General features: G+C 54.8%; 23 protein-coding genes. 6 read left to right on the top strand and 17 right to left on the bottom strand.

Features of this window, described 5'->3' with window-relative positions; all coding sequences use genetic code 11:
* Positions 1–6 precede the first annotated feature (6 nt).
* The 7 genes from L2W58_RS07650 to L2W58_RS07680 form a co-directional block, all read right to left on the bottom strand.
* A complete protein-coding gene (locus L2W58_RS07650; protein ID WP_005660822.1) occupies positions 7–177 on the bottom strand; it encodes a hypothetical protein in 171 nt (56 codons plus the stop codon).
* Between the two features lie 4 nt (positions 178–181).
* Complete coding sequence (locus tag L2W58_RS07655; RefSeq protein WP_236102759.1) at positions 182–1,513, bottom strand: TRAP transporter large permease subunit; 1,332 nt, start codon at positions 1,511–1,513, stop codon at positions 182–184.
* A gap of 66 nt (positions 1,514–1,579) precedes the next feature.
* Complete coding sequence (locus L2W58_RS07660; RefSeq protein WP_236099480.1) at positions 1,580–2,134, bottom strand: DUF6305 family protein; 555 nt, start codon at positions 2,132–2,134, stop codon at positions 1,580–1,582.
* A gap of 230 nt (positions 2,135–2,364) precedes the next feature.
* The gene (locus L2W58_RS07665) at positions 2,365–3,999 is read right to left on the bottom strand and encodes a dipeptidase (protein WP_236102760.1); all 1,635 of its coding nucleotides are present in this window, start codon (positions 3,997–3,999) and stop codon (positions 2,365–2,367) included.
* Between the two features lie 202 nt (positions 4,000–4,201).
* A complete protein-coding gene (locus L2W58_RS07670; RefSeq protein ID WP_236102761.1) occupies positions 4,202–4,885 on the bottom strand; it encodes a response regulator in 684 nt (227 codons plus the stop codon).
* Between the two features lie 2 nt (positions 4,886–4,887).
* Positions 4,888–6,825 carry an ATP-binding protein gene (locus L2W58_RS07675; protein ID WP_236102762.1) on the bottom strand — a complete coding sequence of 646 codons (1,938 nt, stop codon included), beginning with the start codon at positions 6,823–6,825 and terminating at the stop codon, positions 4,888–4,890.
* Entirely contained in the window at positions 6,825–8,420 is a 1,596-nt protein-coding gene (locus tag L2W58_RS07680) for a dipeptidase (RefSeq protein ID WP_236102763.1), read from the bottom strand. Before L2W58_RS07680 ends, L2W58_RS07675 begins: the two co-directional genes overlap by 1 nt.
* 144 nt (positions 8,421–8,564) lie before the next feature.
* On the opposite strand from L2W58_RS07680, the gene L2W58_RS07685 reads away from it, so the two are divergent.
* Positions 8,565–9,632: an NAD(P)H-dependent flavin oxidoreductase gene (locus L2W58_RS07685; protein ID WP_236102764.1), complete on the top strand. Its 1,068-nt coding sequence runs from the start codon at positions 8,565–8,567 to the stop codon at positions 9,630–9,632.
* 67 nt (positions 9,633–9,699) lie between these two features.
* Here L2W58_RS07685 and ilvB read toward each other — a convergent pair whose 3' ends face one another.
* The 9 genes from ilvB to L2W58_RS07730 all read right to left on the bottom strand — a co-directional run bounded on the left by ilvB (position 9,700) and on the right by L2W58_RS07730 (position 17,660).
* Positions 9,700–11,367: a biosynthetic-type acetolactate synthase large subunit gene (ilvB, locus tag L2W58_RS07690; protein WP_236102765.1), complete on the bottom strand. Its 1,668-nt coding sequence runs from the start codon at positions 11,365–11,367 to the stop codon at positions 9,700–9,702.
* A gap of 38 nt (positions 11,368–11,405) precedes the next feature.
* A complete protein-coding gene (ilvC, locus tag L2W58_RS07695; RefSeq protein WP_236102766.1) occupies positions 11,406–12,413 on the bottom strand; it encodes a ketol-acid reductoisomerase in 1,008 nt (335 codons plus the stop codon).
* Positions 12,414–12,417: 4 nt separating this feature from the next.
* A complete protein-coding gene (locus L2W58_RS07700; RefSeq protein WP_236102767.1) occupies positions 12,418–12,687 on the bottom strand; it encodes an ACT domain-containing protein in 270 nt (89 codons plus the stop codon).
* A 244-nt stretch (positions 12,688–12,931) separates the two neighbouring features.
* On the bottom strand, positions 12,932–13,399 hold the full coding sequence (locus L2W58_RS07705) for a hypothetical protein (RefSeq protein WP_236102768.1): 468 nt from the start codon (positions 13,397–13,399) through the stop codon (positions 12,932–12,934).
* Complete coding sequence (locus L2W58_RS07710) at positions 13,384–14,238, bottom strand: bifunctional 5,10-methylenetetrahydrofolate dehydrogenase/5,10-methenyltetrahydrofolate cyclohydrolase (RefSeq protein WP_236102769.1); 855 nt, start codon at positions 14,236–14,238, stop codon at positions 13,384–13,386. The genes L2W58_RS07705 and L2W58_RS07710 overlap by 16 nt, the downstream gene beginning before the upstream one ends.
* Before the next feature lie 92 nt (positions 14,239–14,330).
* Positions 14,331–15,239, bottom strand: coding sequence for a glycine betaine ABC transporter substrate-binding protein (locus L2W58_RS07715; protein ID WP_236102770.1), 909 nt, complete (start codon positions 15,237–15,239; stop codon positions 14,331–14,333).
* A 16-nt stretch (positions 15,240–15,255) separates the two neighbouring features.
* Positions 15,256–15,897 carry an ABC transporter permease gene (locus tag L2W58_RS07720; RefSeq protein ID WP_236102771.1) on the bottom strand — a complete coding sequence of 214 codons (642 nt, stop codon included), beginning with the start codon at positions 15,895–15,897 and terminating at the stop codon, positions 15,256–15,258.
* Entirely contained in the window at positions 15,894–17,003 is a 1,110-nt protein-coding gene (locus L2W58_RS07725; protein ID WP_236102772.1) for an ABC transporter ATP-binding protein, read from the bottom strand. The genes L2W58_RS07720 and L2W58_RS07725 overlap by 4 nt, the downstream gene beginning before the upstream one ends.
* Before the next feature lie 12 nt (positions 17,004–17,015).
* Positions 17,016–17,660 carry an ABC transporter permease gene (locus L2W58_RS07730; protein WP_236102773.1) on the bottom strand — a complete coding sequence of 215 codons (645 nt, stop codon included), beginning with the start codon at positions 17,658–17,660 and terminating at the stop codon, positions 17,016–17,018.
* Positions 17,661–17,816: 156 nt separating this feature from the next.
* Here L2W58_RS07730 and L2W58_RS07735 point away from each other — a divergent pair, with 156 nt between their 5' ends.
* Positions 17,817–18,173 carry a helix-turn-helix domain-containing protein gene (locus L2W58_RS07735; RefSeq protein ID WP_236102774.1) on the top strand — a complete coding sequence of 119 codons (357 nt, stop codon included), beginning with the start codon at positions 17,817–17,819 and terminating at the stop codon, positions 18,171–18,173.
* Between the two features lie 63 nt (positions 18,174–18,236).
* Here L2W58_RS07735 and L2W58_RS07740 read toward each other — a convergent pair whose 3' ends face one another.
* Entirely contained in the window at positions 18,237–20,522 is a 2,286-nt protein-coding gene (locus tag L2W58_RS07740) for a mechanosensitive ion channel family protein (protein WP_236102775.1), read from the bottom strand.
* Between the two features lie 107 nt (positions 20,523–20,629).
* Here L2W58_RS07740 and L2W58_RS07745 point away from each other — a divergent pair, with 107 nt between their 5' ends.
* The 4 genes from L2W58_RS07745 to L2W58_RS07760 all read left to right on the top strand — a co-directional run bounded on the left by L2W58_RS07745 (position 20,630) and on the right by L2W58_RS07760 (position 24,135).
* The gene (locus L2W58_RS07745; RefSeq protein ID WP_236102776.1) at positions 20,630–21,472 is read left to right on the top strand and encodes a M55 family metallopeptidase; all 843 of its coding nucleotides are present in this window, start codon (positions 20,630–20,632) and stop codon (positions 21,470–21,472) included.
* Positions 21,473–21,617: 145 nt separating this feature from the next.
* Positions 21,618–22,310 (top strand): GntR family transcriptional regulator, encoded by a 693-nt coding sequence (locus L2W58_RS07750; RefSeq protein ID WP_236102777.1) that lies wholly within the window; start codon positions 21,618–21,620, stop codon positions 22,308–22,310.
* A 42-nt stretch (positions 22,311–22,352) separates the two neighbouring features.
* Positions 22,353–23,273 (top strand): ABC transporter permease, encoded by a 921-nt coding sequence (locus L2W58_RS07755; RefSeq protein WP_236102778.1) that lies wholly within the window; start codon positions 22,353–22,355, stop codon positions 23,271–23,273.
* Positions 23,266–24,135, top strand: coding sequence for an ABC transporter permease (locus tag L2W58_RS07760; RefSeq protein ID WP_236102779.1), 870 nt, complete (start codon positions 23,266–23,268; stop codon positions 24,133–24,135). Before L2W58_RS07755 ends, L2W58_RS07760 begins: the two co-directional genes overlap by 8 nt.
* The last annotated feature ends 2 nt before the right edge of the window (positions 24,136–24,137 follow it).

Below are 24,137 nucleotides of genomic sequence, written 5' to 3' on the forward strand. Positions count from 1 at the left end.
CTTCCCTTATTTAAGCCGAAGAATCCGGAGGACGAAGGGCATCATTATGATGCTGTAGAGAATCGCCTCCTGGGGACTCCTGGTCTTTACGAAATTCCTGATTACTGCTACCAGGAAAAACACGCTGATGGCGTAGTAAAGGGCCATCACGCCGTTGTTGAGGGTAACGAGACTCATCGATCTAACCTCCCAGGAAAGCCAGTTTCTTGCTGTATATCAAGAAGAGAGTACACAGCAAAGCTACGAAGAGGGACGGGACTATGCAGGCCTTCACGAAGTCACTGAAGTACCTCCCCTTGTAATCCATCTCCATGACGGTAGCTCTTCCCACCACCGCTGTCGGAGGCAGACAGTCTCCCAGAGGCCACATGACGGCCCAGGCGGAGAGAGACACTATCGGGTCGAGTCCCTTCATGTTGAAGAGCATTATCAGAGGGACCCCTATCAGAGGTGCTACCGCGTACTGAACCAGCCCTTCGGAAAGAGGAAGGATTATCCACAGAGTAGCGAAAAGCACCGTCATGGGCAGGGTCACCACCGCCAGGGATATCAACCCTCTGGCTCCACTGAGAGCCATCACCTGTATGAGAGAGCCGACGACCACCATGATGCCAACCAAACCGAGAAGGTTCTTAACCGTATCGGTCGCTACGTCGAGGATCCTGAGCTTAACAGGACTGAGGATTATCGTAACGGCGGCACAGATCATGAAGATAAGGGGCAATCCCACGGTGGGGAAGGTGTAGGGCCAGATCCTGCCGGCCAAGACCAAAGCGACCAACGTCAGGAAGGGAAGAGCGGCCTTGAACCAGTTCCATCCCTCGGGAGCCTCCGGCAGTTCGGAAAGGGCCTTTTCCGTATCGACAGGATCGCCCTTGCCGGCGAGATAGAAGGTGGAGAAAAGAGCTCCCGCCACCGACAGTATCAGCAGAGGCTTGGCGAATCCAACGTAGGGCATGTTGGCACCGGCGGCGGCCATCATGGCCCACAGGTTGATCGGAGGAGCCGCAGCGCTCATGGCCGCCAGCATGAACACCAGGGCGACTCTTCTGGTCTCAGGAACTCCCATGGCGGCCAGGACAGACCCCACCAGGGCTCCGACTGTGAGGACCGTGGTAGCACCGGACCCCGTGATAGCACCGGGGATGAGCATGACGACGGTCAGCAGAAGCAGACAGACGAAACGATGCCCGGCGAAGGAACGAACTATCTTGCGGACTATGAAAGCCACTCCTCCGGCCTCTTTGAAAAGGGCCATAAAGAATGTGGCGCTCATGAAGATCAGACATACGTCGTAGTAGGTAAAGGCACCTTCGACGACGTGGCGCAGGAGTTCCGCCAAAGTAATGGAGGAACGGGGGTCCACCCCTTTGGGCAGGATCATGTGAGCCAGGGCTCCAAAAAGGGCGGCAAGGAACATCGAGAGCTCGGTGGTCACCTTCATCCTCTTCGCCAGAGCGAAGACGACCGCGATGACTATCAGGACTCCGATGGAGTGATGGAACATGGTCATTCTCGGCTACGTCCTTTCCTCTTCCAAAAATAAAGGGGCCCGTAAAGGCCCCGTACGGAGTCTCCTCTAGTTTTTCAGACCCTGTCCGATTCCGAGAGCGTCCTTCACTTTGATGATAGGGATATTGTGCTCCTCGGCGTATTTGGTAAAGTAACCATCGCTGTCGCTGTCGACCGTTGCGAGAACGGCGTCGGCATTGGAGAGAACCGCGTCTATGGATGCCTGGTCGGACTGGTCGGTCCTACGGGCCATCCCCTCGACGTGGGCTCCTATGACCAACATTCCCTCGGCCTTGGCCGCCTCCATGAGCTCCTGGACTCGAGCGATCTCCTTGTCGACATTGGTTCCGGCGGCGCCCATGCCCTTCATGCTGGTACCGCTGGTGACGATAAGGGTCTTGTATCCCTTGCCCTTTATGTCGGCGGCGGTAAGGTTATTGTTATGCTCCGCCTTGAATCCGGCCTGCATGCTGGACATCTTCACCATCACGGCACCGGGGCTCTGTCCGCAGGTGGTGACTATCAGAGGATCTTCGATAACTGGTTTATCCGCAGCAAAGGCAACCGAGGCAAAAACGACGGTCAGAGCGACGAACAAAAAGGCTACAAACGTTTTTCTCATTGTCAACACAACCTCCCTAAATTGTATCTCTTCGACATCAACGTTGTATATCGCTGTAAAGTATAGTGGACGGAGCGGAGAGCGCAAGAAAAAGTACACTTATGTCCTCTTTATTGCCTCATTTGGTTCAAATTGGCCATCTTCCCCGAACAAAATCAGGCAGTGAGGGGGGACGTCGGATCTAAGCGGGGACCGAGATCATCCGACGATCCCCGCGACGTTACCGAGTATCAGTCCTTGAAGTCCTCGCCGAAACCGACGGCCTCAAGCCACCAGGTGGGGTATCCTACGGACTGCTGTTTCCCCTCGGGGGTCATTACATAGCCGTCATAGTACTTTCCGACCAGCTTCCAGGCAAGGCCCCACATGGCGTTCTGAACCTTCTCCATGTTGCCGTAGGTGTAATCGGTGAGGTAGGCGACGGCCTTCTTGGGATCCTTCTTGTAAAGGTCGACGGCTTCCTTCTCTACGGCGTTCTGCTGCATGAAGAACTCCTTCTCCCACTTCTGCTGTTCGGCGTTGACGTCCTTGATCATAGAATCCCAGCGAAGCTGAGCCCAGTTGTTGATGAAGTTGAACGCCCACCAGGCGGAGTTGGGATCGAACTCGTGGCGTTTGCCCTCGCTCCAACCGGCAGGGACCTTGGTCACGCCGCAGTAGAGAGGTACGTATACCGTGGTGTCAGGAGAGTCCTGTCCGAACCACAGCACTCCACCTACGGGATCGGGAAGCCACTCACGGCTCTGGGACACGAAACTGTAGGAGCAGCGGAACATGGAGATGGCTCTGGGCCAGTCCTTATCCTTTTTGCCCTCGGGACGGACGTCCTTGGGGGTGGGCCAACGATGGGGGTTGCCGAAAGGTCCGGCAGCCATGCCCTTGGTGAGATCGTAGTCGGTTCCCTCAAGGTGATCCCTGAACACGGCCATGATATCCTTAACCGCGACCTTCTTGTCGGGCTTCACGGAGAAGGGATAGTGACTCTTCTGGGAGGTAAGCTCGAAGTTCTTCGAGGGAGCCAGGAGGCTGAAGGCCCTCCATTCGCGGATGGACTGGTAATGATCCGATCCGTAGGGGTTGGGGTTGTAAGCCTCGGAGAAGTTGAAGGGGGTGCCGGATTTCCACCAACCCATTTCCTTGGCCAGATCGGTTACGTTGGAGGAATACATGAAATTATCCTTATCCTCGAAGTCGATGACGCCGATACGGGAGCGGTTGGAGCAGACGACCACGTGCTCGTCCGGAACCCTGCGGGCGGCCCAGATTGCGCCGGGCTTGCCGCTATCCTTGTTCCAGAGCATCCCGGGACCACAGATGTCGAATACCCAGAGCTCCTTGGTATCGGCGATGATGAGGGTCTCTCCTCCATCGCCGTAGCCGTATTTCTCGGCCAGCTCGCCCATGACCTTGATCGCCTCTCTGGCGGTCTTGGCCCTCTGAAGTCCGAAGATCTCGAGGGTCTCGATCCAGAAGGCGCCGTCCTTTGCGTAGAGCTCGTCACGACCGCTCCAGGTATCCTCGCCGAAAACGAGCTGATGCTCGTTCATGAAAGGATAGCCTATGTGAAAATAGGTATAGGTCTTCTCGACCTGGGGAATGTCCAGAACCTTCTTGAGAGGCCTGGTGGGCTGGGTCCCGTGGCAGACGTCCTGGTAGACCGGTGTGGTGGCACCGTCCTCGAAGGTCTGTCCAGGGATTATCTGAATCCTGTTGTCGTACCATCCATCGCAGGTATGGCTGGTAATTACCGAACCGTCCACGGTGGCGTTACGACCTGCTCCGATAGGAGAACAGGCCAGGGCCGCAGAGGCCATAAAGGTACCGGCCAAACCAAGAAGCAGGCTTTTTACCAAAGCTTTCTTCATAAAAAAACACCCTCCTCGCACACTACATACCGAGATGTCTCCGGTACGTCTCGATCTCGACACCCCTCCGCACCGTCCAAAATAGGATGCCATTGGACCTATCTATCATTGTACGGGAAAGCCGCGAGGAAGGACAGAATAATAAAAATTTATGGCAGAAATTGTACTATTTTGTTCACGAAAAAAGGCCCTTGAAGTACCTCTATCGGATCAGCTCGTACTTGTTTATAGGCCTTCCGACCTCCTGGTACTCCCTCTCCATCACAGCCTTATCGGAGGCGACCAGATACTCGAGATATCTTCTGGCCGTTATCCTGGAGACCCCTATGGCATCGGCGGTTTCCACCGACGAAAGAGGCTTGTCAACCTTGGTAAGCAAGGCTTCCACCTTTTCCAGGACATTGGGATTCAACCCCTTGGGCAGCACGGTCTGCACGTTTTTCTTATTTCGCGCCAACAGAAGATTGTCTATGTCCTGCTGGTCCACCTGGTTGGGCCCCTCGGTCAATCGATGAACCACCTGGCGGAAGGCCTGAAGGGCCGCCTTCATCCTATCGAAGGCGAAGGGCTTGACTATATAGTCGAAAGCGCCAGCCTGAAGGGTTTTGTTCACCGTAGCCTTATCCCTGGAAGCGGAGATTATGATGACGTCCACATTGCTGCCACTCTCCCTTATTCTCTCGAGCGTCCCCAGACCGTCCAATCCGGGAAGAAATATATCCAATATAACCAGACGGACCGGTCTTTTTCGGAGGAAATCCAGGGCTTTGAGCCCGTTGTCCACCATGCCGACCACTCGGAATCCATCCACCGAGTTGACGTAGTTTTGATGTATATCGGCTACCATAGGATCGTCCTCTACTACCAGGACATCTATATAATCCATGCTCAGATACCTCCGTTAGGTAAAGTCACTATAAACTCGGTGAATCCCCCCGAAACATAATCTACCGAGAGATCACCGCCCATGGCGTCCACCAGTTTTTTAACGTTGTAGAGCCCGAACCCTGAGGGACGGCTCTTGGTCTTGGTGGAGAAGCCCTTGTCGAACATACGGGACTCTATATCGTGAGTGAGTGTACCACCGTTGTCCTCGACGCTTATCATAATCCGGTTGGACTCGTCGAATATGGCAAAATCGATTCTGGGATTATCGACTCCCGAGGAAAGCACCGCCTCCATGCCGTTCTCCAGCAGGTTGCCTATTATCACCACCATGGCCTGATCGCTTATGCCGACGCATTCGCCACAGTAGCTGTCCGGATCTATACGTATCTCTATGCCAAGCTCCCGGCATCTCCCTACTTTTCCTATTACGATTCCTCCTACGGCGGGGTTTTTTATGTTCTCCGATATGAAGGACGTAGTAGAGCTTTCCGGGTTCGTCTCGGACGTTATGAACTCGATGGCCTTCTCGTGTCTTCCCATCTGGATCAAGCCCGCTATAGCCTGCAATTTGTTCTGAAATTCGTGGTTCTGAACCCTCAGGGACTCTACGTACATCCTGACACCGGTTATCTCCTCCGCCAAAGCGTGCATCTCCGTCATATCCCTGAAAGTGGCTATAGCTCCGTATACCACGCCTCTGTACACCACGGGGGCCTTGTTGCCTATCACCAAAGTTCCTCTCAAGTTCTGCTCCAGGTCAAAGACGGGCTCCTCTGTCTCCAGTACCTTGACCAGATCGACGTCGGGAACGACCTCTTCGGCCGGTTTTCCCACCACCTCCAGGCCAACGGCCAAAAGTTCCTGAGCGACCTTGTTGATCATGGACACCCTGCCGTCTTTGTCCACGGCGACTATCCCATCTCTTATAAAGTCCAGGATCTTCTCCCTCTCGCCGGAGATCCGAACGACCTCTCTCTTGAGCATGACGTTCCAACCGACTATCGTGGCCAGTATAGCCAAAAAGAGGCCGCCTATCTTCATCAGGGTATCCCTGTCGACGATAGGTCCGTCGTAACCTCCGAACCACTTGCCAACCAGCCTTCGATATGTACCGTTCTGTCTGAGGGTCTCGAAGGCCTTGCCCAACCTTATGGCTAGTTCAGAGTCGCCTCTGGTCACGACCATCCCCTTCTCCAACGTGAACACAGGAGGGGAGATGTACTCCAGATTGCGGACCCCCATCTCCTTCCAAAGGTAGAGCCCCTGATAGGTTCCCACCAGAGCTCCGGGATAGAGACCGGACGAAACCATTCTGACAGCCTCGTCCAGGGTCTTTACCGAAACCACCCTCGATGTGAGCCCACCGGAGGTCAGAAACGCCAATCCTGCTCCGTTCTTCTCGACGACCAAAGGTTTTTCCCTGAGATCCCTTATGGACTCCACCCCTCCCTCTTTCCGAACGAGACAGGAATAGGGCTCCTCAGCTATGGGAAAGGAAAAACAGATATCCCAGACATCCTTGCCCGATATTCCCTGGGTCGGCAATTTCAAGGGATTGGTTCCGCCTAGCTCCGAAGGATCGACGTTGTATACTTGCATATAGGAAAAGGGTTCCACGTCCCTGGGAACAGGATGAGGTGTCCCCAGCACGACGTCTATGCGGCTTCTGTGCATCGATTGACGAAGATCCTCCCAGTTTCCGATCCGAAGACTGATCCTCATATTTTCAACCGAGGCGATCTCCTTCATGAGGTCGACGAAGAATCCGGAAGGAGGGGCCCCTTTCTCCTCCACCAAAAAAGGAGGGGCGGCGGGAAGGCAGAGGACGTGTACGGTCCGTCCGACCCCCTCTATCAAGGTCGGTTCTTCGAAGGCAAAGGCCGCAGAGGTCCAGCACAACCAGAGGATCGATGCCAAGATCGGCAAAACCCTCGTCATCACCAGAACTTGTTCCCGTTGTACTTGGCGATGAGCTCCCGGCACAACCTCCAGTAACCGTCTCGAACTCCCTTCATCCTGTCGACGGTAAGCTCCGTCAGGTAGGATGAACACCTTTCCGGAGATCTCTCGTAAAGTTCCATGGCCTCCTTATCGACGTGGGGAATAGACCCCATAAAACTCTTTTCCAGAGGGTTTCTGAACAAAACCAGGTCTTTTATAGCTCTCTGATATCTTCTGTTTACCAGGTCGCTGGCCAGACTGACACACCAACGGGCCGAGGCGGGATCGAAGAAATCGGCTTCGAAAGTACACCAGCTGTCGGCGGTATCGGTCACTCCGGCGTATATGGGAACGTAGCAGGAGAAAAGAGGCAATCCCATGCCGAACCACATAATCCCCCCGACGGGATCGGGCAACCAGCCTCTGTTCTGAGCGACGAAGCTGTAGGAGGTCCTGGCTGCTATAGGTCTGGAATAGGGTATATTCAACAGAGACCTGGTAGCTCTATCGGGCACAGGGGTGGCCAACTCGCTCTTTACGAGCTCCCCGTTTACCCCTGGGACAAGCCAGGCCTGGTTGTCCTCCATGGAAAAAGGGGTATCGTCCAATCTGGAACGGAAAATATCGAATACATCCGATACAGAGATCGGCCTCTCCGGCTTAAAGGAGAAAGGATACGATCGAAGCTCTCCGTAAGGATCCCAACGAGTAGAGGGAACCAGATCGGAATAGATGCAGAAAAGCCTGCTTCTCACCCACATTGAGGACGGGGACCACGGTCCGTAGCCGGGGGAGTATATCTCCGTCCAGTTGAAGGGCTCGTCCGAGGCGGGATCGAACCATCCGTTGCTCACCGCCGGATCCATGTAGTTTTCGGAGACCATAAAACGTTCGGCGTCGTCGGGATCGACTACGCCTATCCTACTGGCGTTGGCTATGACAGCTACGTGGTCATCCGGCACTCTCCTGGCCGCCCAGATGGCTCCGGGACGGCCGGAATCGGGACTCCAATCGTATCCGACGCTCATTATCTCCAATATCCATATCTCGTCGGTGTCCGCTATGGCAAGGGACTCCCCCTCGTTGGCACAGGACCCCAGAAAACCGTATCTCTCGGCCATCTCGCCGATAAGCCTTACGGCGTCTCGAGCGGTCCTAGTTCTCTGAAGAGCCAGTATGGACAGCTGTTCTACCGTCATTACGGATTTCGTATCGGGATAGAAGGCCTTGAGCTCGTCCTTCTGCCCTATGGTGGACTCCGCTATGGCTAGTTGGTGTTCGTTGTAGCTGGAGTAGCCCGTCCTGAAGTATCCGTATGTCCTCTCAACCTCGGGGATCTCGGCTATCTTGACCGGTTTTCTGTCGTCCTCCCCTAAAAGGTTTAAGTATATCGGCGTAGATTCATCCGGGCCATGTTTCTTTCCCGGAACGTATCTGATGTCGGAATCGTACCATCCGTCGGCGGTCTGGGAGGCTATCACGGAACCGTCCACGGTAGCGTCCTTTCCGGCAACCACGACGGTACATCCGAAAGCAGCGTAATTACAGACTAAAGACAGCCAGACCACCATTGCGATCTTGCAATATCTCATCGTAACTCCTCCTTTCCCCCTACACAGCCTTATGATACCATCCAGTTTTACAAGGTTCATTGGTCCTCGTTTTGAATATGCGATAAAATAGGTCCGTCACGACCTGCCCTTCATGAGGCGGGACATCGAAGGGAGAGAAAGTTTATGGATATGCCTGTTCTAAAGATCGGCAAACACAGCCCTCGCCATCCTCTGATACAGGGGGGCATGGGGGTTCTAGTGTCCGGCCCCAAACTGGCTGGGGCAGTTGCCCGATCGGGGGCCATCGGTACCATAGCATCGGTAGGGCTTGCGGCGGCTCACCCCGATTTCACCGGACGCAACTACTTCGAGATCAACCAGAAAGCCATCAAGGAATACCTGGCGGAGGCCAGAGAGATCGCCGGCCCCAACGGTATACTCGCGGTAAACTGCATGGTGGCTTTGACAGACTACGAACTTCACGTAAAGGCGGCCTGCGAGGGAGGAGCTCAGATAATAATCTCCGGAGCCGGGCTTCCTCTGAAACTACCAGAGTATACCAAAGACTACCCGGATGTAGCACTGGTACCCATAGTCAGTTCCGCCAAGGCAGCCCAACTGATAATGAGAAGATGGAAGAAGACCTGCGGCAGGATCCCCGACGGATTCGTAGTGGAGACCCCCCTATACGCGGGAGGCCATCTCGGAGCCAGAGACGAGGCGATGGTAAAAGATCCGTCTTTGTCCCTGGAGGTAGTGGTCCCGGAGCTGGTGTCTTTCCTGGAAAAAGAGGGGCTGGACATACCGGTTATAGCCGCAGGGGGCATATGGGACAGAGAGGACGTCCTCAAGGCGTTCGATCTGGGGGCCAAGGGAGTCCAGATGGGAACCAGGTTCGCCGCAACCGAGGAGGGAGACGCCGACATCAGGTTCAAGCAGGCCTACGTGGACGCAACGGAAGACGATGTGGTTATAATACACAGCCCTGCCGGACTTCCAGGTAGAGCGCTCCGATCCCCCATGGTGGACCGGTACCTGAATGGAGATGTCGAAAGCAAGCCCTGTATGGCCAACTGTCTAACTCACTGTAGATATCGTAAAACGAAGGAGACCTTCTGCATAGCCCAAGCCTTGGTAGACGCCTACAGAGGAGACTGGGAGCACGGACTTTTCTTCTGCGGGAGCAACGTCACGAAGGTTAAAAGCATCGAGAAGGTCGAGGACGTGATCCGATCGCTTTTCCCGGAATAGGCATAGTCAAAAGAAAAAAAAGAGGGTTCCGAGACAAAATCGATCTCGGAACCCTCTTTTTTCTAGTTCAACCTTCAACCAACATATCCTCCAGTCCACCTCCGGGAGTCACCATGGGAAAGACCTTGAAGTCGTCGCTGATGGGACATTCTATGAGACTCGGCCCGGGATATCCGAAGGCCCTGTCGAGACAGGCATCCAGATCCTTCCTTGACAAAGCCCTTAATCCCTGAGCCCCGTAAGCCCTGGCCAGGGCTACGAAGTCACAGACCGGGCTTTCCACCGTGGCACTGAACCTCCCATTCCAGAAAAGCTCCTGCCATTGGCGGACCATTCCCAGGGAACCGTTGTTGAACAGGATTATCTTGACCGGCAACTCCATGCGAACGGCGGTCTCCATCTCCTGAGAGTTCATTAAAAAACTTCCATCTCCGGAGAGACAGACCACCGGTCTCCCCGGCTTGGCCATGGAGGCACCTATGGCGGCGGGCAACCCGAATCCCATGGTGCCCTGGCCACCGGAAGAGAGAAAGGTCCTCGGCTTCAGGGACTTCCAGAAGAGAGCTCCCCACATCTGATGCTGTCCTACATCGGTAGTCACGACATCCTCCGGGGAAAGCCTATTGCGAACCGTGCCCATTATCTCTTCGGGAGATAGAGGTCCGCCAGGCCTGACCTGCTTGGATATCGGAGGATACCACCGGGAGGCCCAGCCCTCGAAAGAACGTCCGGGAGGCTGGCCGTTCAATATCCCCAACCCTCTCTTGAGATCGGACAGAACTGCCAGATCAACAGGGATATTTTTTCCTATCTCCGCTCTGTCCAGATCCATATGTACTATAGAGGCGCCATTTGCAAAACCGGAGACCTTGGCGGTGGTCCTGTCTCCGAGCCGACAGCCCAGCACCAGCACCAGATCGGACCGAGACAGGGCCCTGTTGGCCCTTACCGTCCCGTGCATTCCCGCCATGCCCAGGGAGAGACGATGGTCTTCCGGGAAAGCCCCTTTGCCCATCAGGCTGGTGGCCACAGGGATGGAGCGAGAGGAGGCGAAGCGAAATAACTCGTCGGAGGCTCCGGAGAGGGTGGCCCCTCCTCCGGCCAGTATCACCGGTCGCTCCGATTCGTCCAACATATCCAGAATAGGAAGGATCGCCGAAACCCCATCCTGGTCGAAACTCTCTCCGGGAAAGGTCCTCTCTACTACCTGTTGTTCTCCATCGATAACACTCTGACGTTGAACGTCAACCGGGAGATCGACCAGGACCGGTCCGGGACGACCGGAGGAGGCGAGTCGAAAAGCGGATCGAACGGTGGGAACCAGGTCCTCCACCCTCTCGACGGAAAAGCTGTGTTTGACCATGGACAACGATGCTCCGTAGAGGTCTGCCTCCTGAAAAGCATCGCTGCCCTTGAGATTCCCCGCCACCTGCCCAGTCAACACGACAATGGGAACAGAGTCCGCCTGGGAGTCGGCCAGAGCCGTCAAGGTATTCAATGCTCCCGGTCCCGAGGTGGCTATACATAGACCGACCTTGCCGGAGGCCCTGGCGTAACCGGCAGCGGCAAAGCAAGCCCCCTGTTCGTGTCGAAACAAGACGTGCTTTATCGACGACCCATAGAGGGAATCGTACAGAGGTATAACCGTTCCCCCGGGAACTCCGAAGGCCACGTCGGTGCCGCAGCTCTCGAGGGTCTTTATCAATATATCCGCTCCGGTGAAGGACGACTTCATCTCTAGATCCCCTCCTGGGTAAAAAACCGTCTCTGGCCCTATCTAGGGGCCTTTTTAGCCTCCAACCAGGGCATCATGTCCCTGAGATCTGCTCCTACCCGCTCCAGCTGCTGAGAGGCCTCTCTTCTCCTCCAGGCTTTCATTCTCGGACGACCGGTCTGATTTTCCAGGATCCAGTCCTTTGCGAAGCTACCGTCCTGGACCTCTCTAAGCAGTTCCTTCATGGCCGCTCTAGACTCCGATCCGATCACCCTGGGGCCGGCCGCCATGTCTCCGTACTCGGCGGTGTCGCTTATGGAGTATCTCATCCAGGAGAGACCTCCCTCGTATATGAGATCGACTATGAGCTTCATCTCGTTGAGACACTCGAAGTAGGCGATCTCCGGCTGATATCCCGCCTCCACCAGGGTCTCGAAACCTGCCTTCATGAGTTCCGTGACGCCTCCGCAGAGCACCGCCTGTTCCCCGAAAAGATCCGTCTCCGTCTCCTCCTCGAAGGTGGTCTCGATAACCCCGGCCCTTCCGCAGCCTATGGCGGAGGCGTAGGCCAGTCCCAGATCCTTGGCGGATCCCGTGGCATCGTTGTAGACGGCCAACAGTCCCGGGGTTCCCTTGCCCTGGGTATAGAGACGCCTCACAATGTGCCCCGGGCTCTTTGGAGCCACCATGAAGACGTCCACGTCCTCCGGCGGCTCTATCTGATGGTAGTGGACGGCAAACCCGTGAGCGAAGGCCAGGGCCATGCCAGGCTTCAGGTTGGGGGCTATCGATTCCCTGTAGACCGACGGCTGGACCGTATCGGGCATCAATACCATGACGAGATCTGCCTTGGTGACCGACTGGGCCACGGAGAGCACCTCGAAACCGTCCTCTCTGGCCACCCCGGCGGAGCGACTGCCTTCGTGAAGACCAACTACCACAGAGACCCCGCTGTCCCTGAGATTCTGGGCGTGAGCGTGCCCCTGGCTGCCGTAACCCAACACCGCCACCGTCTTGCCCTCCAGCTTTGCCGATACCGCGTCTCCGTCGTAGTAGACCTTTGCCATAACCTTAAGCACTCCTTCGCTCTCTCTCGAAATCGGAGGCTCCCTCGAAGAGGACGACCTCCACCGTCTCCATCAACCGCCGAAGTTGCAGAATCATACGATCGCACCTCTCCTGCCCCTCGGCCACCTCCAGACGACACCAGCAAAGCCCGTCGTCCCTGCCTCTCTCGGCGGAGAAACTGACGAGATCATAGCCTCTCCGCAGCACCATCGAAGCTATCCTCACCATGGTTCCGGCCTCGTCCTGGGCTAGAACCCCTATCCTTCGGTACAAAGCACTCCCTCCTTTTCGACCATAAAAAAAGGCCGGGATCCTCTACGAGGATCCCGGCCCGGCGTCGCGGTCGGACTATACGCCGACAGTCACTCCAGGAAGGACCCCGCAGCAGATAACGACGACTATAATAATGACAAATAGGTTAAAGTTTGCCGTTGCTTTCATAGCGAGCTCCTTTCCCGGTCCAAGACCAGCGGGTATTGGCGGAAATGATACGAGCGAAAGAGTTTTTTGTCAACCCCTACTTCTCGGATTCTTCCGAAATCGACTTTTTCAGTTCGTTAAGCTTCAATCCGATCTCCAAATACCGGGTCTCCATTTCCTGAAAGGACTTCATATCCTCCAGATACGGACCCTTTCGGTATTTCCTGTCCTTTTTGTGTCTCTCCAGCTTCACGCACAGGTCCCTGAAGGACTCCATCGCTTCCGACATCGCTCTGGAGTAGGCCCTCAAGACCATCAGAAAACGCCCCTCCTCGGACTCGTCCGACGGAGACAGCCCCCTTATCCCGATACGAACCTTCTCCAGTCTGTCGAGAAGGGGAACGACCGCCTCGGAAGCCTCGAGAGGATCCGGCCTGAAAAGCCCGAGGGCTTTCTTGAGTGAGAACTTGAAGATGCGGTTCTGTATCGAAAGATACTCCCTGAGTACCGAGTTGACCTCCAGAGCGAGATCTGCGACCTCCCCTGTCATCACGATTCGGAGCATCTCCTCTCGGCGGAAGTCACCACGTTGCCCAAAAGCATGGCGATGGTCAAGGGCCCTACGCCGCCGGGAACGGGGGATATGGCTCCCGCAACGGAGGCGACCGAATCGTAATCGACGTCGCCGACGATACCGTCCTCGGTGCTGTTTATACCGACGTCGACAACGACCGCACCGGGCTTTATCATTTCGCCTGTAATCATTTTAGGACGGCCCACCGCAGCCACAACGATATCGGCGGAGCGAAGTACCTCCGTGAGGTTCGCCGTTCTGCTGTGACAGTATGTGACAGTGGCGTTTTTCTCCAGAAGCATCATCCCTACAGGTTTACCCACTATGTTGCTTCGCCCAACTACCACGGCGTGCTTGCCCTCGAACTCCACGTCGTAGTTATCCATGAGATACATCGCCCCCTGAGGTGTACAGGGCCGGAGGGACGGCAGGCCGGACATCAACCGTCCCAGATTGGCGGGGTTGGAGCCATCCACGTCCTTATCGGGGTCTATGGCGGCCTGGATTCTCTCGTTGGATATATGGCCGGGAAGGGGCATCTCCACCAGGATACCGTTAACTCCGTCGTCTCGATTCAGTTCCTCAACAAGATCGAGAAGCTCATTCTCCGAGGTATCTCCGGGAAGCTGACGAAAGTCGAAGGAGATCCCGACGGATTCGCAGTTCTTCTTTTTCTGACCGGCGTACACCTTGGACGCGGGATCGTCTCCCACCAGCACTACCGCCAGAGAGGGAACTATCCCCTTTTTCCCTAGCTCCAGGACCTTCGCCGCTATAGCTTCCTTGGCTTTCTTGGATACGGCTCTACCGTCCATCACGATATTATTCAAGTCACGACCTCCCTATCGTCATGAATTTACGATCTATCCGTTATTCTATCTCAAAAGGACCGAAACGACAGGGAAGTCGCCGAAGGATGCGGTTAAATAAGTCCTTTTTCCTCCAGATATTCCCTCGCCACCACGTCGGCGGGAAGTCCCACGGCGTCGACCTTATAGTTCAGCTCCTGCATTATGTCGTTGTCCAGCTCCGATATGGGGGCCAGGATCTCCACCACGTCGGGATTGGCATCGAGAAACTCCTTCCTGACGGTCACGCACAGGTTATAGGCAGGGAAAAATTTCTTGTCGTCCTCGAGGACCAGAAGGTCGAATTTAACCAGCTTCCCGTCGGTAGGATAGGCCATGGCGACGTCTATCTGCCCCCTGTCGATAGCCTCGAAAGTCAGACCTATGTCCATCAGCTTTCTCTGCCCCGTGGTCAGCTCGATTCCGTAGGTCTCGATTATCCCGGGGATGCCGTCTGGGCGTTCGTTGAACTCAGAGCCTATACCGAACACGACCTCCTCTGGGTGAGAGTTGTTGTACTCGGTGAGCTCCGAGATGGACGTGCCCAATTTCTCCGCATCGCCTTTTCTTATGGCCAATGCGAAGGTGTTGTTGATCTTGGAACGATCAAGCCAAACCACGCCGTTTCGCTCCAGGTCCTCGGACTTGACCTTCTCGTAAAGCTCCTTGGGATCCCCCACCTTTTCATCGTGTTTTAGGTAAAGAGGCCAAGCGGTTCCGGTATACTCGGCGTAGATATCGATCTGGCCGGAGGTGAGAGCCGTCCTGGTGATGGAGCTTCCTGTTCCCATCTTCTTCGATACGTCGTAGCCCCCGTTCTCCACGAGAAGTGCCATCATCTCGCCAACCACGTACTGCTCGGTGAAGTTCTTTGCCCCTACCGTGACCTCTTTGGCAGAAACAGAAGACGCCCCGACGGTCAAGAGCAGAGTAAAAATCCCTAACGCTAAAACCTTTGACGCTGACTTACTAAAAAAATTCATGTTTACCTCCTAAACATTATCTTCCCTGGGATAATCCCTTGGGAACGACCTTTCTCTCTACGAACGCGAATACGAAATCGACGATCAGGGCCAAGATGGCAGAGAGCCCGGCTCCCACCAGGATTGCCCCGTTGTCCTGCATCTTCAACCCGGTGAAGATGATATCTCCCAGACCGCCGCCTCCTATTACCGCCGCCACTGTGGCGGTCCCTATGTTTATGGTGGCGGCGCTTCTAACCCCGGACATGATGACCTCCGAGGCCAAAGGCAGCTTGACCTTCAGGAGAATCTGACCTCTGGTCATGCCGATCCCCCTGGCCGCCTCCACGACCTCGCCGGGCACCCCCAGAAGGCCGGACACCACGTTGAATACCACAGGAACGAGACAGTAAATTACCAGAGCGAGGATAGCCGGAGCCTTTCCTATCCCGACGAAGAGGAATGAAAAGGCCACTACCGCTATGGAAGGGGTAGCCTGAGAGGCTCCCAGGATAGTAAGAAGAGAACGTCCCAACCCCTTGCCGCCGCCGGTGGCTATGAAGATGCCCAACAGCAACCCCAGGATGATTGATATAGCCATGGAGGAGAGAAAAAGGGAGATATGGGATGAAAAGGCTATCCATATCTGTTCTCCGTGACCGGCAATATAGGAGATCACCTACGATCACCCTCTACCTGGGAAAACACGTCGGAGAGGTGGATAGCTCCCAACAGTTTTCCGCCTCGATCCACCACCGGAAGCTGCCTGGCTCCTACCTCCAGCATCCTCGAAAGGGAGTCGGTGACGCTGGTGTTCCTCTCCACTCTGGCACAGTTTTCCTCGTAGTCCATGGAGATACGCCCCTTTTTGTTCCCCTTATCCAGGACGTATCTGCCCAACAGAACTCCTCCGTCATCGGTCAGATAGGCGGTGTTGGTAACCTCTCCCTCCAGTCGATTCATCAGGGCCTCTCTTGTCTGAGAGACAGTATCCTCCCTGACGATGGAGAAGAACCCCCTGTCCGAGACGAACTCCTTGGCCCTCCTGAGAGACAAGGCCTTGAGGGTCCTGTCGTGTCCGAGCAGATTCTCGACGAACTCGTCAGAGGGATTGTCCAATATTTCCGATACCGAATCGTGCTGGACAACCGATCCATCCTTCATCACCACAACACTGTCCCCCATCTTGATGGCTTCGTTTATATCGTGGGTGACGAAGACGATGGTCTTTCCTATTTCCTCTTGGACCTCCAGGAAAGAGTCCTGGATGGTGGTCCTGTTTATCGGGTCTATCGCTCCGAAGGGCTCGTCCATCAGGAGGACCTCCGGGTCCGCCCCCAAAGCTCTGGCAAGACCTACCCTCTGTCGCTCTCCTCCGGAGAGCTGAAGGGGATACTTTTCGGCGTAGCTTCCATCCAGGGTCACCAGATCGAGCAGCTCGTAGACCCGCTTGGAGATTTTGTCCTCCTTCCAGCCCAGAAGCCTGGGTACGGTCGCGACGTTGTCGAACACCGTGTAGTGAGGGAATAGGCCGACGTGCTGTATGACGTACCCTATGGACCTCCTCAGGTCCACCGGGTTCATATCGGTGACGTCCTCTCCGCCTATCATTATCCTTCCGCCCGACGGCTCTATCAGACGGTTGATCATCTTAAGGGTCGTCGTCTTCCCGCATCCGGAAGGACCTATGAGCATGGTTATCTTGCCCTTCTCTATCGAGACGTTCAGGGAATCGACCGCGATCTGATCGTCAAAATTCTTGGTTACGTCTATGAGATCTATCAACTATTTCAGCTCCTAATCTTCTGGCGATAAGCCCTTAGGGGTTACTATCGTCTCGAAACGCAGCAAAAGCCAGTTGGCCAATATCCCCAAGAGAGCAACCGACAGAGCTCCGGCTCCCACCATCATTATGTTCGAACGGGCTATCCCAGAAAAGATAAAACCACCCAACCCGCCGGCTCCGACAAGCGAAGCAAAAGCGGCCACGCTGATCCCCATGACTACGGCGAGACGGATCCCGGCCATTATCACCGGCAGGGCCAGAGGTATGCGGACCTTCCAGAGAACCTGCATCCTTGAAAGACCGATTCCCGTAGCGGCCTCGATGATCGCCGGAGACACTCCGTTCAAGGCGGTATAGGTGTTTCTCGTTATGGGAAGAAGGGAATATATGGATATGGCCAAGACGGCCGGGACCATCCCTAGCCCCATCTTGACGGATGCAAGAAGGGCCACCATTATGCCGAAAAGTGCCAGGCTGGGTACGGTCATCAAGATGCTGGAACCGTATATGACTAAACGGGCTATTCTGGGACGAGATGATATCCATATCCCCAGGGGAAGGCTGATGGAGATCGCTATGGGAACGCTTATTCCAACTATGAGGAGATGTTGAAGAAGAGCCTCTAGAAGCTTTACGTGATAGTACTTTAAAAACATCGATAACGATATAGGACATTCACTCCTTTCCGTCGACAAAAAGATCCGACACATATAAAATAACACTAATAGCCGAATAGGACAACATAAAACACCACAAAGCAATGTATCCGCAACGTAAAAAGACAAAAAAATCGAAAAAGGGGAACTTTGAAGATGGCTAAGAAAAGATACATTACACCGGAAGAGGCCGCGACGACCAGAGGGGTGACTCCGGCGACCATTAGAAAATGGCTCAGGGAAGGATATATCGAAGGAATAAAGATGGGGAGACTGTGGAGAGTCATAGAGGACGGCGACGTCGAGATAGAGAAAATGGACAAGAAGACGGAAACCCTGTTGGTAGGATCTCTCGAGAAACTACAGGAATCGATGGACCAAATAACCGAGTTGATCGGATCAGGCGGAAATGTCCAGCTGATAAGGGCATTGTGCACCGTTCTCCCCCAACTCGAGGACGCCTCGGATAAGATCCGAGCTCTCTCCGAGATGGCGTCGCAAGACGAGAGATGAAAAATCGGAGCGACGGGCTCGGCTTGAGGACCGTCGATCCGATTTTTAAAAACTCTACGCCGGTTAAACCGGGTCGGGAGCTCCTACCTCCGGTTTTCCCATATGGACATCCACCTGAGGAAACGGTATCTCTATTCCCTCCTTCTCGAATATCTCCTGGATCCTGTAACGCATATCGCTGGCCACTCCGGTCGGAAAACCGTTCTTGACGTCGACCCAGAAATACAGGATGAAGTTCATAGAACTGTCCGCATATTCCGAAAAAAGAACGAAGGGCTTCGGATCGGGAAGCACGGTCTGATGATCCCTGGCCAGCCCCAACAGGATCTCCTCGACCTTTCTGGCGGGAGTGCCGTAGGCTACTCCGATCTCCAGCTTACCCCTTATGATCTTGTCCGACAGGGTCCAGTTGGTTATTCGATTATCCAGAAAATAGCTGTTCGGCACCAGAACGTCGTAGTTATCGAAGGTCCTGATCTTGGTGGAACGAGAGTCGATCTCCAACACGGTGGCGGTGATATCGTCCACCTGGACTATATCGTTGATCTTGAACGGCTGCTGAACCATGAGTATAAACCCGCTGATCAGGTTGTTGAACAGGTTCTGGGCTCCGAAACCGATACCGATGGCAACGGCACCACCTAGAAAAGCGAAGGCGGTGAGAGGCACGTTGACGACCTTGAGGGCGATGAGAAAGCTTCCGCATATCAGGACGTAGTAGATAAGCCTCTCTATTGCATGAACACCGGTAACGTCGACTCTCCTAGAGTGAATCAAAAGCCACTTACGGATGAACTTGGCTATCCTTCTGCTGGCCATAAGGCCGAAGGACAACACCACCAGGGCTATCACGAACTCCCTCAGCCTGACGGCGTAGCCACCCATATGCCAAAGTTCGGTGTTCAATATCTCGGCCGTCCTGGTCCGCCAGATGGAGGAGACCTTCTCCGTTATGGCGACCTCCTTTATATGGCTCTTGATCTCCTCCAGCAACCTCCTGTTCATGGTGTCCAATGTTATCAGGGATACCATGTAGTTCATGTTTTGGGACATTATGTCGTCAAGAATCTTGGATCTTTTCTTTAGTGAAGCTACAACGACCTTGTCCTTCGCCTGATCAAGCTCTCCACTCAGAGCTATCGACCTGGCGTGAAGGGCGGCCTGATATTTCTGCTGTGAGATGAGGACATCCTCGAAACGGCCGATCCTCTGCTCGACATCGTCCCTCTGTTTCAGCAGTACGTCCGCACTTACCCCGCCGGGCTTCAAAAGATCGTATCGGTCCATCCATATGTCTTTCATCTCGTTGAGAAAGCCGACCATCTCCTGGGCCTGCTCCATGGTTAGATGCAGATACTCTCTCTCTATTTCCGCCATGGAGAACACCCTCTGAGCCTCTTTCACCGCCTTATCGCCTGTCGCGGCGCTGAGCTTGGCATGAGCTTCCGCATAGGCATCTTCGGCCTTGGCTATATCGTCTTCCAGGGTCTCCATCTTTTTCTGAAGAGCCTTGAGACCCTCCTCGTATCTGGCCACACCGGCCTTCATGTCCCCTTCGTCGAAAGAGACGTTAGAATAGATGTATTTCTTGACGTCTTCGGCCTGCCCCAGACGGAGCCTCGCAGCGTCCCTCTGGAGACGAAGATTCTCGAGGTTCCTCTCCAGATAGGCCAAGGTCACCTTCCAGAGCTCCTCGTTCACCTGCGCTTTCTGAAAGGCCCAGAGTTTTTCGTTCTTCTCTCCGGTACCCTCCGATCTATCCAGCTCGCTTTGAGCCAATCGAAGTTTTTTCCCCACCTCGTCCAGCTGGGATCTAGCGCTGACTATGGCTTTCTGCTCTCTGGCTATGGACTCCTCCAACGTCTCCAGCTTGGATAACAGATCGTCAGCGTTGGCCAGGTATTCATCATAGAAACTCAGCTTATAGGGAGGCTCCTCCTTCAGAGATAGTCTGGCCTGCCCCTTTTCGGACTCCCTCTTCTTCAGATCCTCCTTGAAACCGGCGGTCTTCTCGACCGCACCGTTAAGTCGCTTGTAGAAATTTTGGAGCGAAGACAAAACGGTGATCCTGTCCTCCACCTGGGCCTCCGACACCCCGTATCGAGCGGCCGACTCGGCTACCGGCACGGATGCCCAGGATCCTATGGATCGGTCCAGCTCTGCTATCCTGTTCTCGTTCTTCGCGACGTCGTATATGTCGCCAGATGAGGTATCGCCCGACGCAGGGCCATCCTGAGTCTCTTCGATCGCTCCTTCCTTGACGACGGCGGTAAGAGCGCTTCCATAGGAGACCTCGGGAAAGATCGTCAAGGATAGCAACAGAACGAAGATCAAAAACGTTTTTCTCATCCTACCTCCCCCTATCGTAATTTTATGGTACCACAACGTAGTGGAGTCCAACCCCTCTCCGGTGTATTATCGCTATAGTTTTTTATTCCAACGAGGAGGTTATCGACATGAAAATATACATGAGCGTCGACATGGAAGGCGCCACAGGAGTAGTCAGATCGGAGCAGACGAAAGCTTCTCGGGACGAATACCGTTTCGGCAAAGCCATGCAGACCCACGACCTCAGGGCCGCGATAGAGGGGGCGTTGGAAGGAGGGGCGAAGGAGATCCTGGTAAACGACTCCCACGACGGAATGATAAACATATCCCCCTCGGATCTTTCCGAATACGGCGGCCGGGTCAGGATAATATCCGGCTCCCCAAAGAAACTCGGCATGATGGAGGGGATAGAGGACTGCGACGGAGCCTTTTTTCTGTGCTACCACGCGATGGCAGGAACGGAGAGAGCCATCCTCGATCACACCATATCGGGAAGAGCGGTGTACGGGGTCAGGCTTAACGGCCATGAAGTCGGAGAGATAGGGCTCAACGCCGCGGTATGCTCGGATCGTTCGATCCCGGTAATTCTCGTGACGGGAGACGTCGCCGCCTGCGAGGAGGCCCGTTCCGCCCTGGGACAGGAGGTCCTAACCTGTTCGGTAAAACGAGGAATCGGCCACTCCTCCGCCGACTGCCTTCCCCCCGACGAGACTTTCGAGATCATCCGAAAAGGGGCCTTCGAAGCGGCAAAGAGACTGAAGGACGGAGGACCAGTAAAAAAAGAGGTCTCCAAGAGAGCTTTCCAACTGGAGATATCGTTCCACTACACCTCTCAGGCGGACTGCGCCGCCACGATCCCCGGGACAAAGAGACTCGACGGAAGGACCGTCATGATAGAGGGCATAGGCATGGACCTGATGAGAAGATGGGCGGGATCTCTCATCTCCTTAGGCGGAACGGAAGCGTTTTAAAATCGGTAAGTCGATAGGGGCGTATGAACTCGAGTTCATACGCCCCTATTGACTTTTTTTGGACAAATCTCTAAGATGAAAACGTATCCACTTTTGAATCCATTCAGACCAAGGATGCATGTAGAGGAAGAAAGGGAGGCTAGCCATGGAGATACTGGCCGATGAACAGGCTTTCAGGACGATTATCGGTTTGATAGTGGAACACAGGCTTTCTCCGGGGGAGAGGCTGTACGAGCCGGAACTGGTCGAGATGCTGGGGATGAGCAGAACTCCCATAAGACAGGCTCTCGGCAGACTGATGACAGAGGGAATCCTGGAGAAGATCCCGGGGCAGAAGGGATACAGGATTCCCGCCTTGACCAAGGAGGACCTGCTTCAGGTTTTCGTGGCTCGATCCACCCTGGAGGGCAGAGCGGCGGAGCTGGCGGCAGAACTGGCGACGGAGGAGGACATAGAGACCCTTTTAGAGCTCAACGACAGGGAGTCCGATTTCGTAGAGCTCTACGGGAACCAGAGGAAGGGGCTTTTCGCCGAGCTCAACGAGGATTTTCACACCAGGATAGTGAGACTCAGCGGGAATCTCTATTTTCAACGTCATTTCAGCCAACTCTACCATCGGTCTTCCCTTTACACCTTCTATTTCTCGCCCTACTACATACTGGATGTTAACGCCCCGGAGTATGTAGCCCGCAGAAAAGACGGAAGGTATAAAAGCTCGATGGAACATAAGCTGATAGTCAGGGCTCTGAGCGAGAGAGACGGTTTGATGGCTCGAAAACACATGGAGGAACACATACTGAACACGGTGAAACACAGGCTCAGCCTCGGTATGCTGTAGAGAAAGCTAGAACCGATATCAACTCGAAAAGGAGGAAGGAATTTGGGTAGATTCATAGTTAGGAGGCTGATGCTGGCGATTCCGGTATTGATAGGGGTCTCCATAATAGCCTTCTTGATTCTTCATCTATCCCCGGGAGATCCGGCGGAGCTCCTGGCCGGAGACGAGGCGACCCAGGCGGATATCCAGCTGATCAGGGAGGAGTTCGGACTCGACAAACCCCTGACGACCCAGTACTTCCGCTTTATCCGAGGGGTTTTCACAGGAGATCTGATCTCCATGAAATACGAGATACCGGTGATGGAGATAGTCGGCAAGAGGCTCAAGAACACGCTGATCCTCTCCTCCGCCGCCATACTAATCTCCGTCGTGATAGGGATAATGGCCGGAATTCTCTCGGCGGTGCATCGGTACTCGTGGATAGACTATCTGTCGACCTTCATAGCCCTTCTCGGGGTATCGATGCCGGTCTTCTGGTGGGGGCTTCTGATGATCCTCCTGTTCTCCGTAACCCTGATGTGGCTTCCGTCGGGAGGGATGGGCGGCATAAGACATCTGATAATGCCGGCCATTGCCCTGGGAACGGCGTCAACCGGGATCATCGCCAGGATGACCCGCTCCAGCATGTTGGACGTACTCCAGCAGGACTATATCACGACCGCCGTCGCCAAAGGACTGAGACAGAAACTGGTCATATATCGTCACGCCCTGAGAAACGCCCTCATCCCGACGGTGACGGTGATAGGCCTCCAGTTCGGGTATATGCTGGCGGGAGCTGTCCTGACCGAGTCGGTCTTCTCCTGGCCGGGAATAGGTCGGCTTCTGGTCGACTCCATAATGGGAAGGGACTATCCGGTCGTCCAGACGGCCCTGCTGGTAATAGCCCTCATATTCGTACTGGCGAACCTGGTGGTTGACGTCCTGTACGCGCTTTTGGATCCGAGGATCAGATACAATGATTGACGTTAAAAAAACGGCGAAAAATAGATCGCACCTGAGCATAATATGGCGAAGACTCAGCCGCAGCAAGACCGCCGTGCTGGGACTGTTTATAGTGACCCTTTACGTCCTCATAGCTTTGGTGGGGCCCCATATGGCCCCATACGATCCCATGGCCCAGAACCTCAGCGACGCATTTCTGGCACCGTCGGGAGATCACCTGATGGGCTGCGACGAGTTCGGACGGGATATATTCAGCAGGATAATCCACGGAGCCAGGGTCTCGCTGATAATTCAGTTCAACTCGGTGGTAATAGCGTTGGTCATAGGCATAGCCCTCGGAGCGATGGGAGGTTATTTCGGAGGTCTGATCGACGAGATAATAATGAGACTGATGGACATAATGCTGGCCTTTCCCGGCATGCTCCTGGCCCTGGCCATAGTGGCCATGCTGGGCCCCAATTTGACAAACCTCATAGTCGCAATAGGGATATACTCGGTGCCTCAGTTCGCCAGGGTAACCAGAGGTGCGGTCATATCGGTGAAGAAAAACGACTACGTCACGGCGGCCCAGGCCATAGGGGAGTCGAATCGATCGGTGATAATGAGATACGTGCTGCCAAACGCCCTCTCCCCCATCATCGTCCAGACCACCTTGAGGATGGCAACTGTTCTCCTCACAGCGGCGGGGCTGGGATTTCTCGGACTGGGAGTACAGCCCCCCACCCCGGAGTGGGGCACCATGCTCAGCGGAGCCAGGATGTACCTTCGGACCGCCCCCTTCGTGGCGTTCTTTCCCGGCCTGGCAATAATGATAGTTGTCCTGGGATTCAACTTTTTCGGAGACGGGCTTCAGGATGCCTTGAACCCCAGACTTAAGGAGTGACC

Origin of the sequence: Dethiosulfovibrio faecalis, assembly GCF_021568795.1 — a bacterium.
Lineage (GTDB): Bacteria > Synergistota > Synergistia > Synergistales > Dethiosulfovibrionaceae > Dethiosulfovibrio > Dethiosulfovibrio faecalis.